9 protein-coding genes are annotated in these 15,723 nt (G+C 49.0%); all 9 read left to right on the top strand.

The genetic code is table 11. The annotated features are described in order from the left end of the window. The first annotated feature begins 128 nt into the window (after positions 1–128). On the top strand, positions 129–692 hold the full coding sequence (gene ahpC, locus IEX62_RS14950; RefSeq protein WP_188776335.1) for an alkyl hydroperoxide reductase subunit C: 564 nt from the start codon (positions 129–131) through the stop codon (positions 690–692). Between the two features lie 63 nt (positions 693–755). Next, the gene (gene ahpF / locus IEX62_RS14955; protein WP_188776336.1) at positions 756–2,285 is read left to right on the top strand and encodes an alkyl hydroperoxide reductase subunit F; all 1,530 of its coding nucleotides are present in this window, start codon (positions 756–758) and stop codon (positions 2,283–2,285) included. Positions 2,286–2,432: 147 nt separating this feature from the next. Then, the gene (locus IEX62_RS14960) at positions 2,433–2,927 is read left to right on the top strand and encodes a hypothetical protein (RefSeq protein WP_188776337.1); all 495 of its coding nucleotides are present in this window, start codon (positions 2,433–2,435) and stop codon (positions 2,925–2,927) included. A 14-nt stretch (positions 2,928–2,941) separates the two neighbouring features. Continuing rightward, complete coding sequence (locus IEX62_RS14965) at positions 2,942–3,154, top strand: hypothetical protein (protein ID WP_188776338.1); 213 nt, start codon at positions 2,942–2,944, stop codon at positions 3,152–3,154. Positions 3,155–3,525: 371 nt separating this feature from the next. After that, positions 3,526–4,302: a 16S rRNA (uracil(1498)-N(3))-methyltransferase gene (locus IEX62_RS14970; RefSeq protein ID WP_188776339.1), complete on the top strand. Its 777-nt coding sequence runs from the start codon at positions 3,526–3,528 to the stop codon at positions 4,300–4,302. A 3-nt stretch (positions 4,303–4,305) separates the two neighbouring features. After that, on the top strand, positions 4,306–5,649 hold the full coding sequence (gene mtaB, locus IEX62_RS14975; RefSeq protein ID WP_188776340.1) for a tRNA (N(6)-L-threonylcarbamoyladenosine(37)-C(2))-methylthiotransferase MtaB: 1,344 nt from the start codon (positions 4,306–4,308) through the stop codon (positions 5,647–5,649). A 395-nt stretch (positions 5,650–6,044) separates the two neighbouring features. Further along, positions 6,045–7,412, top strand: coding sequence for a class I SAM-dependent rRNA methyltransferase (locus IEX62_RS14980; RefSeq protein ID WP_188776341.1), 1,368 nt, complete (start codon positions 6,045–6,047; stop codon positions 7,410–7,412). A 296-nt stretch (positions 7,413–7,708) separates the two neighbouring features. Then, positions 7,709–11,263 (top strand): helicase-exonuclease AddAB subunit AddB, encoded by a 3,555-nt coding sequence (addB, locus tag IEX62_RS14985; RefSeq protein ID WP_188776342.1) that lies wholly within the window; start codon positions 7,709–7,711, stop codon positions 11,261–11,263. Continuing rightward, entirely contained in the window at positions 11,250–15,665 is a 4,416-nt protein-coding gene (gene addA / locus IEX62_RS14990) for a helicase-exonuclease AddAB subunit AddA (RefSeq protein WP_188776343.1), read from the top strand. The genes addB and addA overlap by 14 nt, the downstream gene beginning before the upstream one ends. Positions 15,666–15,723 lie beyond the last annotated feature (58 nt).

Here is a 15,723-nt window from a genome sequence, read left to right on the forward strand (position 1 = left end):
TAAGTGAAGTCGGCCGCATCGCTTGACAGCAACTATCGTCTAGTATGATAATGGTTCTCAGATTATAATTATTCTAATTACACGTTAGAGTAATTAAAAAATCATTGGATATAGGGAGGAATTTTATTATGTCTCTGATCGGTAAAAAGGTAGAAGCGTTTAACGCAAAAGCATTTCACAACGGTGAATTCATCGATGTATCTGAACAAAACTTCCAAGGTAAATGGAGCGTAGTATGCTTCTATCCAGCGGATTTCACATTCGTATGCCCAACTGAGCTGGGTGACCTGCAAGATCAATACGCTACACTGAAAAGCCTGGGTGCTGAAGTATACTCCGTATCGACAGACACTCACTTCACGCATAAAGCATGGCATGATCATTCCGACGTGATCGGTAAAATCGAATACACAATGATCGGCGATCCATCCCAACGTATCTCTCGTCTGTTTGAAGTTCTGGACGAAGAAGAAGGTCTGGCACAACGCGGTACATTCATCATCGATCCAGACGGTATCGTACAAACGGTTGAAATCAACGCTGACGGTATTGGTCGCGACGCAAGCACACTGGTTGACAAAATCAAAGCTGCTCAATACGTTCGCAACAATCCAGGCGAGGTTTGCCCTGCAAAATGGAAAGAAGGCGCTGAAACATTGAAACCAAGCCTTGATCTGGTTGGTAAAATCTAAACGATTCGTTACGATAAATTTAAGCTAAACGTCACTCACGTTTACGTGTAAGGAGTATGAACAATGGCATTAGATGCAGAAATGAAAGTCCAATTGTCGCAATACCTGCAATTGCTGGAGAGCGACATCGTTCTGAAGGTTAGCGCTGGCGATGACAAAGCATCTCAGGAAACGCTGGAACTGCTGGATGAGCTGGCTGCCATTTCCTCGCGCATCACGGTCGAAAAAGCAACCCTCGAACGCACACCAAGCTTTAGCGTAAATCGTGGACAGGAGGACACCGGTGTTGTATTTGCCGGTGTTCCACTTGGACACGAGTTCACTTCGCTTATCATGGCGCTGCTACAGGTAAGCGGCCGTGCGCCTAAGGTAGATGACAGTCTGATCGCTCAAGCCAAAGCGGTTCAAGGTCAATACAATTTTGAATCGTATGTTAGCCTGACCTGCCACAACTGTCCAGATGTGGTACAGGCGCTGAACATTCTGAGTGTACTGAATCCGAACATCCGTCATACGATGATCGAAGGCGGCGCATTCAAGCATGAGATCGATAGCAAAAACATCATGGCCGTGCCTACGGTGTTCCTGAACGGTGAGCCGTTCGGTAATGGTCGTATGTCCCTGCAAGATATTCTGAGCAAGCTGGGTGCAGGTCCGAATGCGGATGAACTCGCTAGCAAGGAAGCGTATGATGTGCTTGTCGTTGGTGGCGGCCCTTCCGGTGCCAGCGCAGCGATCTATGCCGCTCGTAAAGGTATCCGTACAGGTCTTGTAGCTGAACGCTTCGGCGGACAGATTATGGATACTGTTGGTATCGAGAACTTTGTCAGCGTGAAATATACAGAGGGTCCTAAGCTTGCAGCTAGCCTCGAAGAGCATGTGAAGGAATATGGCGTAGACATTATGCCATCCCAACGTGCGAAGCGTCTGGCTAAAAACGATCTCGTTGAAGTCGAGCTGGAAAATGGCGCAGTACTGAAAAGTAAAACCGTTATCCTGTCGACGGGTGCACGCTGGCGTAATATCGGCGTACCAGGTGAAGAGGAGTTCAAAAACAAAGGTGTTGCCTACTGCCCACACTGTGATGGCCCTCTCTTTGAAGGCAAGCGTGTAGCGGTAATCGGTGGTGGTAACTCTGGTGTTGAGGCTGCCATTGACCTTGCTGGTATCGTGAAGCATGTGACGGTGATTGAGTTCGGTAGCGAGCTGAAAGCCGATTCCGTATTGCAAGAGCGTCTGTACGGCCTGCCTAACGTAACAGTTGTCAAAAATGCACAAACAAAAGAAATCACAGGTACGGATACCGTCAACGGTATTACGTATGTAGATCGTGATTCGCTGGAAGTGCATCATGTAGAGCTGGAAGGTGTATTCGTTCAGATCGGTCTGGTGCCTAACACCGATTGGCTGAAAGACTCGCTCGATCTGACTCGCATGGGTGAGATTGTTACAGACAAGCATGGTGCAACGAGCCTGCCAGGCGTATTCGCCGCTGGCGACTGCACAGACAGTGCATACAAGCAAATCATCATTTCGATGGGTTCCGGAGCAACAGCTGCACTGGGCGCATTTGATTATATGATTCGCAACTGATTGAGTGTAAAGTGATACTTGAATGCAAGCCCTTTTTCAACTGATCTATAGTCAGATTGAGGAAGGGCTTGTTTTAGTTAATGGGTTTTGATTATGATATAATGTTAAAAGGTTTGAGTAATGCTATGCGCGTAAGAGGTGGATTTCTTGGCATGGATATTGGAACATAAAGATGGAACCATATTAAAGGCAGAATTTTTCCCTTTAACTAGGAATGATATTCCCAAAATATCAAGTTCGATAGGCTGGGAGCGAAATTTCAGTTGGAAGCAGTATTTATCTGCTGGTTCGCCTTATAAAGCATTTAAGTTACAAGATGAATCCGGTACAATTCATGGTTGTATTGCCTATGTAAAAGATTATAAAAATTTGTTTGTAGAAGTGGCATTGGTTGAAAAGTCGCCTATGCACCGAGTGAAAGATGATTATGTGAATATAGGTAAAGTACTATTTGCTCATGCATACAAAGAAAGTTTTGAATCCGATTTTGACGGTTATGTTGTATTGACGCCTAAGAGTAAGCTTATTACATATTATGAAGAAGTTTATCGCGCTACATTTATTGGGAAAATCAATAATTATCCGAGATACTTGCTTGACCCAGCTATAGGGAAGTCTTTAATTATGTTATACTTCAGATAAAGGATGTGATGCTTATGTCGTACCAATCTAAGGCTAAACGTGCAATGGATTTGGTAAAACGTAAACGGAGCACTACATTGCAAACCAATCAATATATACCTGCTCGTTCTTCCCAAATCGATCGAGAATTTTTAACTATTCATGCGCCTTTGTCCAAGACTGGCGCTGAAGAAGTCGGTGCGTATATTCAAAAGTTACGAGAACAAAAGAAAAAAACAATGGTTTGACCAGAAGTTGATCGTGAAGCTCGTTTACGTTAAAAGCATTGTCCCTATGGCGACAATGCTTTATTTTTACATTAGCAGCGAAAGCTTGTCAGGTTCGTTTTATATATTGTCAAACGATCATGTAACATGTACATACAATGCGCTTATCCCTGTACAAATTGCGCCAAAACTCTAGCCCTCGCTGGCTAAAAGTTGTATGATAGGATTTCAGGGTTCATGTTCCAACGGGTAATCAGTAGCGTTATTTTTAGGAAGTCCGGCTGGTTCACACGGTCGGGCTATTTGAATGCGACGCGTAGGTCTGGTAGCCTTGGAGTAGAAATAGATGCAGGAATAGCGTGTTGATCCTATGCATAGAAAGTGGATGAGTGATGCAGCGATATTTTGTACCGGCAGCGCAGTTTAGTGAGCATAGCGTAACGATCACTGGTGAAGATGCCCGGCATATTATAAAGGTAATGCGTTCGGAGGAAGGTGACGAGCTGATCGCCTGTGACGGAGAACAGCTTGATGTACTTGCTGCGATTGAAAGTATGACAGACGGGGTTGTAACAGCACGGATCGTAGAGCGACTGGAGCAATTGTCCGAAGCGAAGGTGCATGTGACGATCGCGCAAAGCTTACCGAAGGGCGATAAGATGGAGACGGTCATTCAGAAATGCACCGAGCTGGGCGCAGCTGCTTTTGTTCCCTTTTTATCGGCACGTACGGTTGTGCAGTATGATTCGCGTAAAGAAGAGAAGCGCTTGCAGCGTTGGAGCAAGATCGCCAAGGAAGCGGCAGAGCAAAGTCATCGGAGCCGTATTCCGGTGATCCAGCATCCGCTGAGCTGGAAGCAGTTGCTTGCTTCGCTTGAAGCGTACGATCTCATCTGTTTTTGTTACGAAAAGGAAGATGGAAGTCAGCTTCGCGATGTGGTGCAGCCGTTTGCGGCTAGTCTGGCTCAGCGCCAGCAGAGCGAGCAGCCTGCACGCGTACTTATTGTAGTCGGACCGGAAGGCGGCTTTACCGAGCAAGAAGTGGAGACAGCAGAGCAGCATGGTGCTGTATCGACCGGGCTGGGACGACGTATTTTGCGTACGGAAACCGCCGCGATGACAGCACTTGCTTGTATCCTGTATGAAACCGGAGAAATGGGAGGAATTTGAATTATGCCATCTGTAGCATTTTATACTCTGGGCTGCAAAGTAAACTTTTACGATACAGAGGCCATGTGGCAGCTGTTTAAAAATGAAGGCTATGAGCAGGTTGATTTTGAAGAAAAAACAGCTGATGTGTACGTGATCAACACCTGTACGGTGACGAACACAGGCGACAAAAAGAGCCGTCAGATTATCCGCCGTGCGGTACGCCGTAATCCGGATGCAATCATCGCGGTAACGGGCTGCTATGCACAGACATCGCCAGCTGAGATTCTGGATATCGAGGGCGTTGATCTGGTTGTAGGTACACAGGATCGTGAGAAGCTAATGGAGCATATCCATACGCTGCAATCCGAGCGTCAGCCGATCAATGCGGTGCGTAATATTATGAAAACACGTGAGTTTGAGGAGCTGGATGTACCGGACTTTGCGAATCATACACGTGCCTTTTTGAAAATTCAGGAGGGCTGCAACAACTTCTGCACCTTCTGCATCATTCCGTGGTCACGGGGTCTGTCCCGTAGCCGTGCAGCAAGCAGTGTTATTGCCCAGGCGCATCAGCTCGTAGCTGCTGGATACAAGGAGATCGTACTCACAGGTATTCATACCGGTGGCTATGGCGATGACTTGGAGGATTATGATCTGGCTGACCTGCTGTGGGATCTGGACAAGGTTGAAGGTCTAGAGCGTATCCGTATCAGCTCTATCGAAGCAAGTCAGATTACAGACAAAGTGCTGGATGTACTGAACCGTTCGTCCAAAATGTGCCGTCACTTCCACATCCCGCTGCAAGCTGGTGATGATACTGTGCTCAAGCGTATGCGCCGTAAATATACCGTTGCGGAATACGCGGAAAAGATTCGTCGTATCCGTCAATCGATGCCAGACGTTGCCATTACCACAGACGTAATCGTCGGCTTCCCAGGCGAAACAGATGAAATGTTCCAAAACGGCTACAACATGATGAAATCGATCGGCTTCTCTGAAATGCACGTATTCCCATACTCCAAGCGTACAGGCACACCAGCCGCACGTATGGAGGATCAGGTGGATGATGAAGTGAAGCACGCACGCGTGCATCAGCTGATCGATCTGTCTGAGCAAATGCAGCTGTCCTATGCTGAGAAATTTGTCGGTCATGTGCTGGATATCATTCCAGAAAATAACGACAAGGGCGTATTCGGCGAAGGTATGATCGGTGGTTATAGCGATAACTATCTGCAAATCGCCTTTGAAGGTTCGGAAGAACTCGTAGGTAAGCTGTGCCGCGTGAAGCTTGTTGAGCCAGGTGCGAATACATCTAAAGGCCAGCTTGTTCGTGTACTGGAGCAGGAGCCAAGTCAGCTTGCTTAAAGCGATGAGGCGCTGTGCTTAGAACATAACATATAGTAGAACAGTGCTGGTGAAAATAGCTTTTGCTATTTGGAAATCAAGCAATTTGGTGAGAATAAGGATATGCGTTCAGATGGATTGGGTGTATAAACTCATTCGTACTGTTTTTCAAATGAGAAGTTGTTTATAGATCAAGCTTCATAATAATATTCAGCAGGATTTCATTTTGCATAACTGGCGAGATGCCGGAGCCGCAAGGTGAAATCCTTTGTTTTGCCGTGAAATGTAGATCGCGAAGCATATCTGGTATGAATCGCTTGAAATGTAGTAGACATTTATCAATATATGATCAAGCAACAGTAGCAGGATCGGTATTTGACTGCATTGGGATGTACGTATAAAAGGAGTGAGCCATCGTGGCAACGGTTATTTTACAACAGAAACGTAAAAAAAGAGTAGAGCAAGGACATCCGTGGGTGTTTGACGGGGAAATTGCTACAGTAGAGGGCGAGCCGCAAGCAGGCGAGGTTGTACAGGTGATGAATCATCAGCGTAAGTTCCTCGCTACAGGTTATTACAACCCGGCATCGAAAATTACAGTTCGTATTATTTCCAGACAGCCGGTGATCGAGATGGATCAGGCGTTTTTTGCCGAGCGATTCCGCTGGTGTGTACAGCATCGGGAGCGCTTTTTGCCTGAGGAGCGTGCTTATCGTCTAGTGTATGGTGAGGCTGACTTTTTACCTGGCTTGATTGTGGATCGTTTTGACGATGTACTCGTTGTCCAGCTGCTCACGCTCGGTATGGATCAGCGTCGCCAGCAGATTATCGATGCACTGGTTGAAGTGATTCAGCCAAAAGGCATCTATGAGCGTAGCGATGTATCCGTTCGTAAGCTGGAAGGGCTGGAGGAAACGACAGGCGTACTGTATGGTGAATGTCCACGTCATGTGACCGTGCAGGAAAATGGCTTGTGGATCAAGGTCGATATCGAGCAAGGTCAGAAGACCGGTTATTTCTTCGATCAACGCGAAAATCGTGCCTCGATCGCTCCGCTGATGCTCGGCTGGGGTGAACGTAGCGGCATTACATTGCAATCGGTCACACAGGATGGCGAAACGGTGCAGGCTCCCGTGAATCGTAAAGGCAATGTGGTGGAATTCCCATACTGGGATGGAGCAACGGTGCTAGAATGCTTCTCGCATACAGGTAGCTTCACGCTCAATGCATGCAAATACGGTGCGAAAAAGGTAACCTGTTTGGATATTTCTGCACATGCGATCGAAAGCGCTGAAGAAAATGTACGTCTGAACGGGTTTGAGGATCGGGTAGAATTTGTCGTAGCCGATGCATTTGACTACCTGCGCAGCAATGCCAAGGGACTGGAAGAGCGCCGCAACCGCGCCGAAGGCGGTAAGCACGATACATCTGTACCGATGACCGCAGGCGGTGGACGTAGCTGGGATGTTGTGATTCTCGATCCACCTGCATTTGCCAAAACGAAAAATGCAGTTCCTGGTGCCGTACGTGGCTACAAGGATATTAACCTGCACGGTATGAAGCTCGTGAATGAAGGCGGCTATCTCGTAACTGCAAGCTGCTCGTATCATATGAAGCCCGAGCTATTCCTGGAAACGATTCAGGAAGCCGCTCAGGATGCAGGCAAGGTGCTGCGTCTGGTAGAGTGGAGAGCGGCAGGTAAGGATCATCCGCAAATTCTCGGCGTAACCGAAGGACATTATCTTAAATTTGCGATCTTTGAAGTGCGTAGCGCTTCGTTTTAATAGATAAAGCAGTGTTCTGCCGGAGCATTATTCATTCAGTAAGCCTTATAGTATAATTATAGTTATGGTGAGGAGTCCCCTCCGCCTGTCGTACCGCATTGTACGCCTGAGGCGGTGGGGATTTCCTTGTTTACGGGTATACTATACAGGAAGATAAGCACAGCGGAATGATAACGACATAGCCGTAGTATTGAAATCCAACACATAGTACGATAAAGTGGAAAGATAAGAACATTTGTTCTATAAAAGGAATGTAAGTGAAGAGAGATATTTTACAGACCAAAGGGGATATGCATATGCCTCTCAAGTTTATGATTGGCCGCTCGGGCAGCGGAAAAACAACAACGATTATTAATCGAGTAATCGATAAAATTGCAGCGGAGCCGACAGGCGCACCGCTATTTATTATTGTGCCAGAACAGGCATCCTTTCAGACGGAGCATGCGCTTATTCGAACCGAGCGTGTACGCGGCAATATGCGTGCAAGCGCATTTGGCTTTCGACGGTTGGCACAGCTTGTACTGCGTGAGGTCGGCGGTTCGGCTCGAATCGTGATTGCAGATGAAGGCAAAAAGATGCTGTTATACAAGCTCCTTCAGCAGCAGCAATCACAGCTCAAGCTATTTGGACGCTCTGGTGAGCAGTTTGGCTTTATTAGTCAGCTGAGCGAGCTGTATAGCGAATTTAAGCATTATTCGCTCACAGCCGAGCAGTTAGAGGGTTATGTGCAGCAATCGGTAGCAGGCGTTTCACCACTTTTGACAGACAAGCTACATGATTTGCAGCATATTTATCGTCAGTACGAATATGGATTATCGCAGTTATATATCGACCGCGATGATACGCTTAATGATCTGGCAGAAGCGATTCCACGCTCAGAGATGCTGAACGGAGCAGAGGTCTGGATTGATGGCTTTCACAGCTTTACGCCACAGGAATATAGAGTCATCATGGCACTGCTGGACAAGGTAGATGGTGTGACGGTGTCGCTGACACTGGATCGTCCGTACTGGGATGAGCAGCCACCCGAGATGGAGCTGTTTTATCAGCAAGCGGTTGCTTGTCGACGTCTGTATCAATTTGCAGAAGCGCTTGGTCATGCCGATCCTCAGGCGGTAGAGAATCTGTCGCCTGCACATGAGGATGTCCCTGTCCGCTTTGCGCATAGTCCGCTACTTGCCCATCTGGAAAAGGGCTATCGTACGCGCAGTCTGTGGAAGGGTAGTCGTCTACAACAGGGTACAGCGGATGAGCTATCTGTACATTGTGCCCCTGATCGTCGTACAGAAATCGAGGGCGCACTACGTGAAATGGTGAAGCTAGCGCGTGAGCAGGGAGCAAGATGGCGAGAAATGGCTATCTTTGTGCGTAATCTGGATGATTATGAGCATCTGATTGCACCGCTAATGGAAGATTATAATATTCCTTATTTCTTAGATAAACGACGTGGTATTTTGCATCATCCGCTAGCTGAGCTCATGCGTGCTGCACTTGATGTGGTGCAGTATAACTGGCGCTATGAGGATGTATTTCGCTGTATTAAGACCGGATTGCTCGTTACACTGGATGATGAAGTAACCGCAGATGATCTGGATCGCCTTGAAAATGTCGTGCTCGCCTGTGGTATTCATGGATATCGCTGGACAGATGGACGTGAATGGAGAGGGATTCCAAGTCTGTCACTGGAAGCAGAGGAGACAGAGAACGGTCAGCCGAGCGAGCGCGATATGATGCAAGCGCAGCAGATTGAAAAGGTACGCCGTAGAGTCGCCGCGCCGCTACAGCGTCTGGAGAAAAAGCTCAAAAAGGCAAGACATGCGACCGAGATGTGTATCGCTCTGTATGAGCTGCTGGAAGAGCTGGAGGTCGCCGATAAGCTGGAGCAGTGGAGTGCTGAAGCGGCTGCGAGTGGGCAACCACTGCGCGCACGCGAGCATATTCAGATTCATGGCGGCATTATCGAGCTGATGGAGCAAATGGTCGATATTATGGCGGAGGATGAGCTCCAGCTGGAAACCTTTGCTGGATTGCTGGAAACGGGTCTTGCGGGATTGCGACTTGGAGTTGTACCACCAGCGATCGATCAAGTGCTGATCGGTTCACTGGATCGTACACGCCCACTGGATATTAAATATGCATTTGTGCTTGGTATCAATGATGGCATTGTGCCGTCCGTATTTCCGGATCAGGGCATTTTGAATGAAGCCGAACGACTGAATCTGACAGATAGCGGACTGGAGCTTGCGCCAGGCATTACGCGTCGTCAATTGGATGAGCAATTTATTATTTATCATGCACTAACGGTCGCGAGTGATCGATTGTGGATTAGCTATGCGATGAGCGATGAGGAAGGTCGAGGCTTGATTGCTTCCGAGGTGATCACGACCGTCAAAGCACTCTTCCCTGGCTTGCGTGAGCAATCGCTCAGTATAACGGCTGATGTACGTCAGGCACCTGAACAGCAATTACAGCTCATTGGACGTCCGGGCGTGACACTGCCTCATCTGATTGGACAGCTGCGTGAATGGAGTCGTGGCACGAATATACCTGTGTTATGGTGGCATGTGCTGCGCTGGTATGATGCGAATGAAGCATGGAAGCCACAGCTGCATCGATTGGTAGGCTCGCTATTTTATAAAAATATCGGTCAGCGCTTGAGCGAGGAAACGAGTCAGCGTCTGTATGGTCGTGTGCTACGCACGAGCGTATCCGGTATGGAGCAATTCGTATCCTGTCCGTTTGCTCATTTTGCAGCGCGTGGCTTGAAGTTACGCGAACGACAGGAATACCGCCTGAAAGCGCCGGATATCGGTCAGCTGTTCCATGCCTCGCTCACAACGCTGGCACAGGATTTGAAGGAGCAGGGGCGCAACTGGGGTGATCTGACACCTGAGGAATGTGTGCAGGTAGCCGAAGCCGCAGTAGATAAGCATACACCACGCTTACAGGGTGAGATTTTGCTAAGCTCGCGGCGGTATGGCTATATTACGCGTAAGCTGCGCGATATCGTGAGCCGTGCTTCGGTCATTATTGGTGAGCAGTCACGACGTGGACAGTTTGAGCCGCTGTTTTTGGAGCTGGCATTCGGACCGGACGGTAACTGGCCTGCATTGCGATTTACTTTAGATAATGGATACACGATGGAAATTGTTGGACGCATTGACCGTGTGGATGTAGCGGAAGGTGATGGCAATCTACTCATTCGCATTATCGATTATAAATCAAGCTCGACCGATCTGAAGCTGCATGAGGTGTATTATGGTCTGGCACTACAGATGCTCACGTATCTGGATGTACTGCTCACCCATGCAGAAGAGAAACTCGGACAGAAAGCCGATCCAGCGGGCGCTCTGTATTTCCATGTACACAATCCAATGCTACAATCGGGCAATCGTCTGAGCATGGAGCAGTCGCGTCAGGAGCTGCTCAAGCGTTTTAAAATGAAAGGTCTACTTGTTGCAGACCGTGATGTGATCGGTAAAATGGACAGCACGCTGGAAAAAGGACATTCTGCGATATTGCCTGTTGCAGTGAAGGCAGATGGTGGCTTTTACAGCAGCTCAGCAGTCGCTTCACCAGAGCAATGGCAGGAGCTACTGACGAATGTACGACAAACGGCACGGCAGATCGGTGAAGGCATTACAGGCGGTGTAACTCAGATTGAGCCTTATCGCATTGATCAGGAGAAGGCATGCACATTCTGTGCGTACAAGTCGGTCTGTCAATTTGATGAGAGTATCAAGGGCAACGCCTACAATATGCTGAGAAAACCAAACAAAAACGAAACATGGGAGCTGCTGCAAAGTCAGCAAAACCCGCAGGAGGGAGAGAGCGGACATGAACGATCATGATCGTGAACAGCAACCATTACAGAGCGGACAGGGCGATCATGCCGATTCTGCGGGCTTTAGCGATGCTGGCAGCCAATCTTTGCATCAGGAGCGCTCCCATGCCTTACAACAGCTGGTCATTCCAAGACCGGAGGATAGTACATGGACAGAGGATCAATGGAGGGCAGTGTCGCTGCGTGGTGACAATTTGCTCGTAGCCGCCGCTGCGGGTTCAGGTAAAACGGCAGTACTGGTTGAGCGCATCATTCGTCAGGTGACGGATTCAGACCATCCACTGGATGTGGATCGGATGCTGGTGGCTACGTTTACGAAGGCGGCAGCGACCGAGATGCGTCAACGGATACGGGCAGCGCTTGATCGCGAGGTGCTGAATCGACCGAATGATGAACGTCTGCGCAGACAGCTCGCACTACTCGGTCAAGCATCGATCACAACGCTGCACTCCTTTTGTATGGAGGTCATTCAGCGTTATTATGCGATGATTCCGCTTGATCCCGGCTTCCGCATTGCGAATGAAAATGAATGCGCCATGATGCGTGAGGAATTGCTGGAGGAATTATTCGAGGATAAATATACAGAGGAAGAAGAACGCGATAATAAGCAGTTTCATCGCTTGATCAACTGGTTTGGTGGCGAGCGTAGCGACGAAGCGGCAATGCAGCTTGTAGAGCGTTTGTATCATTTTGCACGCAGTCATCCGTGGCCTGAGCACTGGCTACGGGAAACGGCGCGGTCTTTTCAAGTGCAGGATGCCGCGCAGCTGGAGCAGTCCGTCTGGGTGGAGCAGATTGTGAATGATCTGCATATGGCACTGGAGGGACTGGAGGCGCTGGTGCAGCAGGCAATCGAGACTGCGCTACAGCCAGGTGGTCCCGCCGCTTATGCGGAGACGCTACGCGGTGATCTGGAGCTTGTTCATCATCTACAGGATGCAGTCGTCTTGAAGCCGTGGAGCGAGCTATATCCAGCATTTCAGCAGATTGCATTTGGCAAGCTCAAGTCTGTGCGTAAGGATGATGCACTGGATGTACAGCTACAGGAGACGGTCAAGCAGCTTCGTGACACGGTTAAAAAGTCACTGACAGAGCTGGGGAATCTATTTTTCGGTCGTACTGCGGATGAGTTTGCACAGGAGCTGCGTGAATCGGCACCGCTAATGGAGGAGCTATCCGAGCTGGTGATTCGCTTTAGCGAGCGTTATCAGCAGGAGAAGCAACGTCGTGGCTGGGTAGACTTTTCTGATCTGGAGCATTATGCGCTACAGGTGCTACGTGATCCGTCCTCTACGCCAGAGCAGCTTGTGCCTTCGGCAGCGGCACTGGAATATCGTGCACGCTTTGATGAAGTGATGCTGGATGAGTATCAGGATACGAACTCGGTACAGGAGCAACTGGTACAGCTCATTTCACGTGAGCAGCCGGGCAATCGATTTATGGTTGGTGATGTGAAGCAAAGTATTTATCGCTTCCGCCTTGCCGAGCCAGGACTATTTTTACAAAAGTATCATCATTATCGTGATGATTGGAGCGGTGACGGACGCCGAATCGACCTGTCACGAAACTTCCGTAGTCGGACGCAGGTTGTGGATGCGGTGAATATGCTATTTCGTCAGCTGATGAATGAAAAGGTTGCCGAGATTGTGTATGACGAGCGTGCGGAGCTGGTAGCAGGTGCGCAATATCCAGACGGTTATGAAGCGGATTATGAGCCAGAATTCTGGCTGCTTGAGCGTGGTGGCAATGGTGCAAGCGCAGATGAGGAAGCCATCGATAGCGATAATATAACGGGTGGTGACGAGGCAGAGCTGGAATCTGCACGTTTGGAAGCCCAGGCGATCATTACGCGCGTGAGAGAAATGATCTCTCCAGATGGCAAGCCGCTGATGATTTATGATAAAGCGATCGATGGACTGCGTCCGGCAGAATATCGCGACATGGTTATTTTGCTGCGTTCTACGGCGGTATGGGCACCGCTTATGCTGGACGAGCTGAAGTTAGCTGGTATTCCAGCCTATAGCGATGTGGAGCAGGGTTATTTTGAAGCGGTTGAGGTTGATGTGATGCTTTCACTGCTGGAGATTATCGATAATCCACAGCAGGATATTCCGTTTGCCTCTGTATTGCGCTCGCCCATTGTTGGCTTGAATGAGGATGAGCTTGCTCAGGTAAGACTGGCGCGGAAGCAGGTGACCTTCTACGAGGCGATGACGCCCCTGCTAGAAGCCACATCAACAGCATCACCATCAGAAGCATCCGATACAATGGTTCAGCCTACTACAGATAGTAGCGAAATGGCTCCAGAGCGTGCGCAGCCAGCCGATGAATGGCAATATGCCGCCAGCTTAACCGATAAGCTGCGCCGCTTCCATGAGCAGCTTCTTAGCTGGCGTGCCGAAGCGCGCGAAGGCGAGCTGGGTAGCCTGATCTGGCGCATTTATCGCGAGACAGGCTATATGGACTGGCTAGGTGGATTGCCAGGCGGTGTGCAGCGCCAGCATCATTTACGTATATTGTATGAACGGGCGTTGCAGTTCGAACGTAGTGGTTCATCACAGGGGTTATTCCGCTTCCTGCGCTTTATTCGTCGTCTCAAGGATACGGGCGGCGATCTTGGCTCGGTATCGGGTGGAGCTGAGGAAAATGCGATTCGGATTATGACGATTCACAAAAGTAAAGGGCTGGAGTTCCCGGTCGTCTTTCTGGCGGGCATGTCCAAATTGTTTAATATGCAGGATCTGAATGCACCGTTCCTGATGCATAAGGAGCTGGGCTTTGGGCCGAAGTTTGTAGATGAGGATACACGGGTGAGCTATCCAACTTTACCGAATCTGGCGATCCGTCGTCGTGCGATGAAGGAGCTACTGGCAGAAGAGCTACGTGTGCTATATGTCGCATTAACTCGTCCACGCGATAAGCTGATCATGCTGGCGACGGTCAAGGATCTAGATAAACGTATTGCGGCCTGGAGTCAGGTGCAGTCTCATCCAGCGCTAGAGCTGCCTGATTATGTACTTGCTCGTGCGCGTAGTTATATCGACTGGTTAGGCCCGGCATTTATGCGCCATCGGGTGGCACGTGTATTCCGTGAGCGTAATGAAGCAGCAACCGCACCTTATGCAGCAGTGCTAGCTGATGATCCAGCAGCATGGCAGGTGCATATTCTCGATACTCGTCAACTAATAGACACGTTGGATGCAGATGAGCAGACGGCTGTAGAGCCGCGTCAAGATGATCCTAAATGGCAAGCGATGAAGGCAGGAAAGGCTCCACAATGGCACGATATTATTGTCGCTGCACTGGAACAGGAGCAAAGCGATCAGCAATCGGCTGCTATAACGGACATGAATGGCGAAAATTCTCATGCCAAGCATAATCTAACTTCAGCAATGGAGTCTCTGGAGCCGCTAGCTACGCCTACTAACGCTGCTGAGCAGACTAAGGATATCGATACTACAGCTATTGATGCTAAGACGCATGCCCAGCATGTACACATTAATGAAGCAGACTGGCATCGGCTGGATGAACAGGAACGGCAAGCCGCCGAGGCGATTGATACCCGTCTCAGCTGGACATATCCATATGAACAGGCTGCACATATTGCTGCTAAAACGACGGTGAGTGAGCTAAAACAGCAGCTGGTATCGGATGAGATACCGGATGCTGATCTATGGGAAGGGATCTGGGATTTGAACCCTCAGCTGCAAGCTTATATTGATCGGCAAAAGCAGCATGAAGCTGCTGGCGAAGGCGTAGCGACGAATACATCGCTTTTAGCGGAGCTTTCTTCGCAAACATCCTCGGCAAATCTGTCTGGTGATGCATCATCGAGTACTTCTGATCGTCACCGAAATAGTCTTAAGCTGGAGCGCCCCTCCTTTATGGAGAAAAAAGGGCTAACCGGCGCCGAGCGTGGAACGGCCTACCATATGGTGATGCAGCGTGTGCCCCTACAAGCAGGCGAGGTGACGACCTTGCTTGTTGAGGAAACGAAGCAGCGTCTGGTAGACCAGCAGATTTTACGACAAGCCGAGGCAGATAGTGTACAACCAGATGAAGTAGCTGGATTTTTCCAGACTGAGCTCGGTCAGCGTCTCATGAACGCCTCCTGGCTTCGACGTGAGCTGGCATTCAGCCATGCGCTGCCTGTTAATGAGCATGGTGATCTGATGCTGACACAGGGTATTATCGATTGTCTGTTCCGTGAGGGAGAGCGCACGATTCTAGTCGATTACAAAACAGATCGTGTTCTTCCACATGAAGGTGGACTTGAAGCCTTGAAGGAGCGTTATCGTATCCAGCTGGAGCTGTATGCACAGGCTGTACAGCAAGCATTTGGCTGGAAGGTCGATGAGCTATGGCTGTACTTTTTTGACGGTAAGTATGAGGTTCGTGTAGATGGATAAATAGACTGGAAGCTTAGCATTCTAATGATCATCGAATCGCACAAGTTTAATTCTCTAA

This window comes from Paenibacillus hunanensis (genome assembly GCF_014645615.1).
In the GTDB taxonomy this organism is placed as follows: Bacteria; Bacillota; Bacilli; order Paenibacillales; family Paenibacillaceae; genus Saccharibacillus; species Saccharibacillus hunanensis.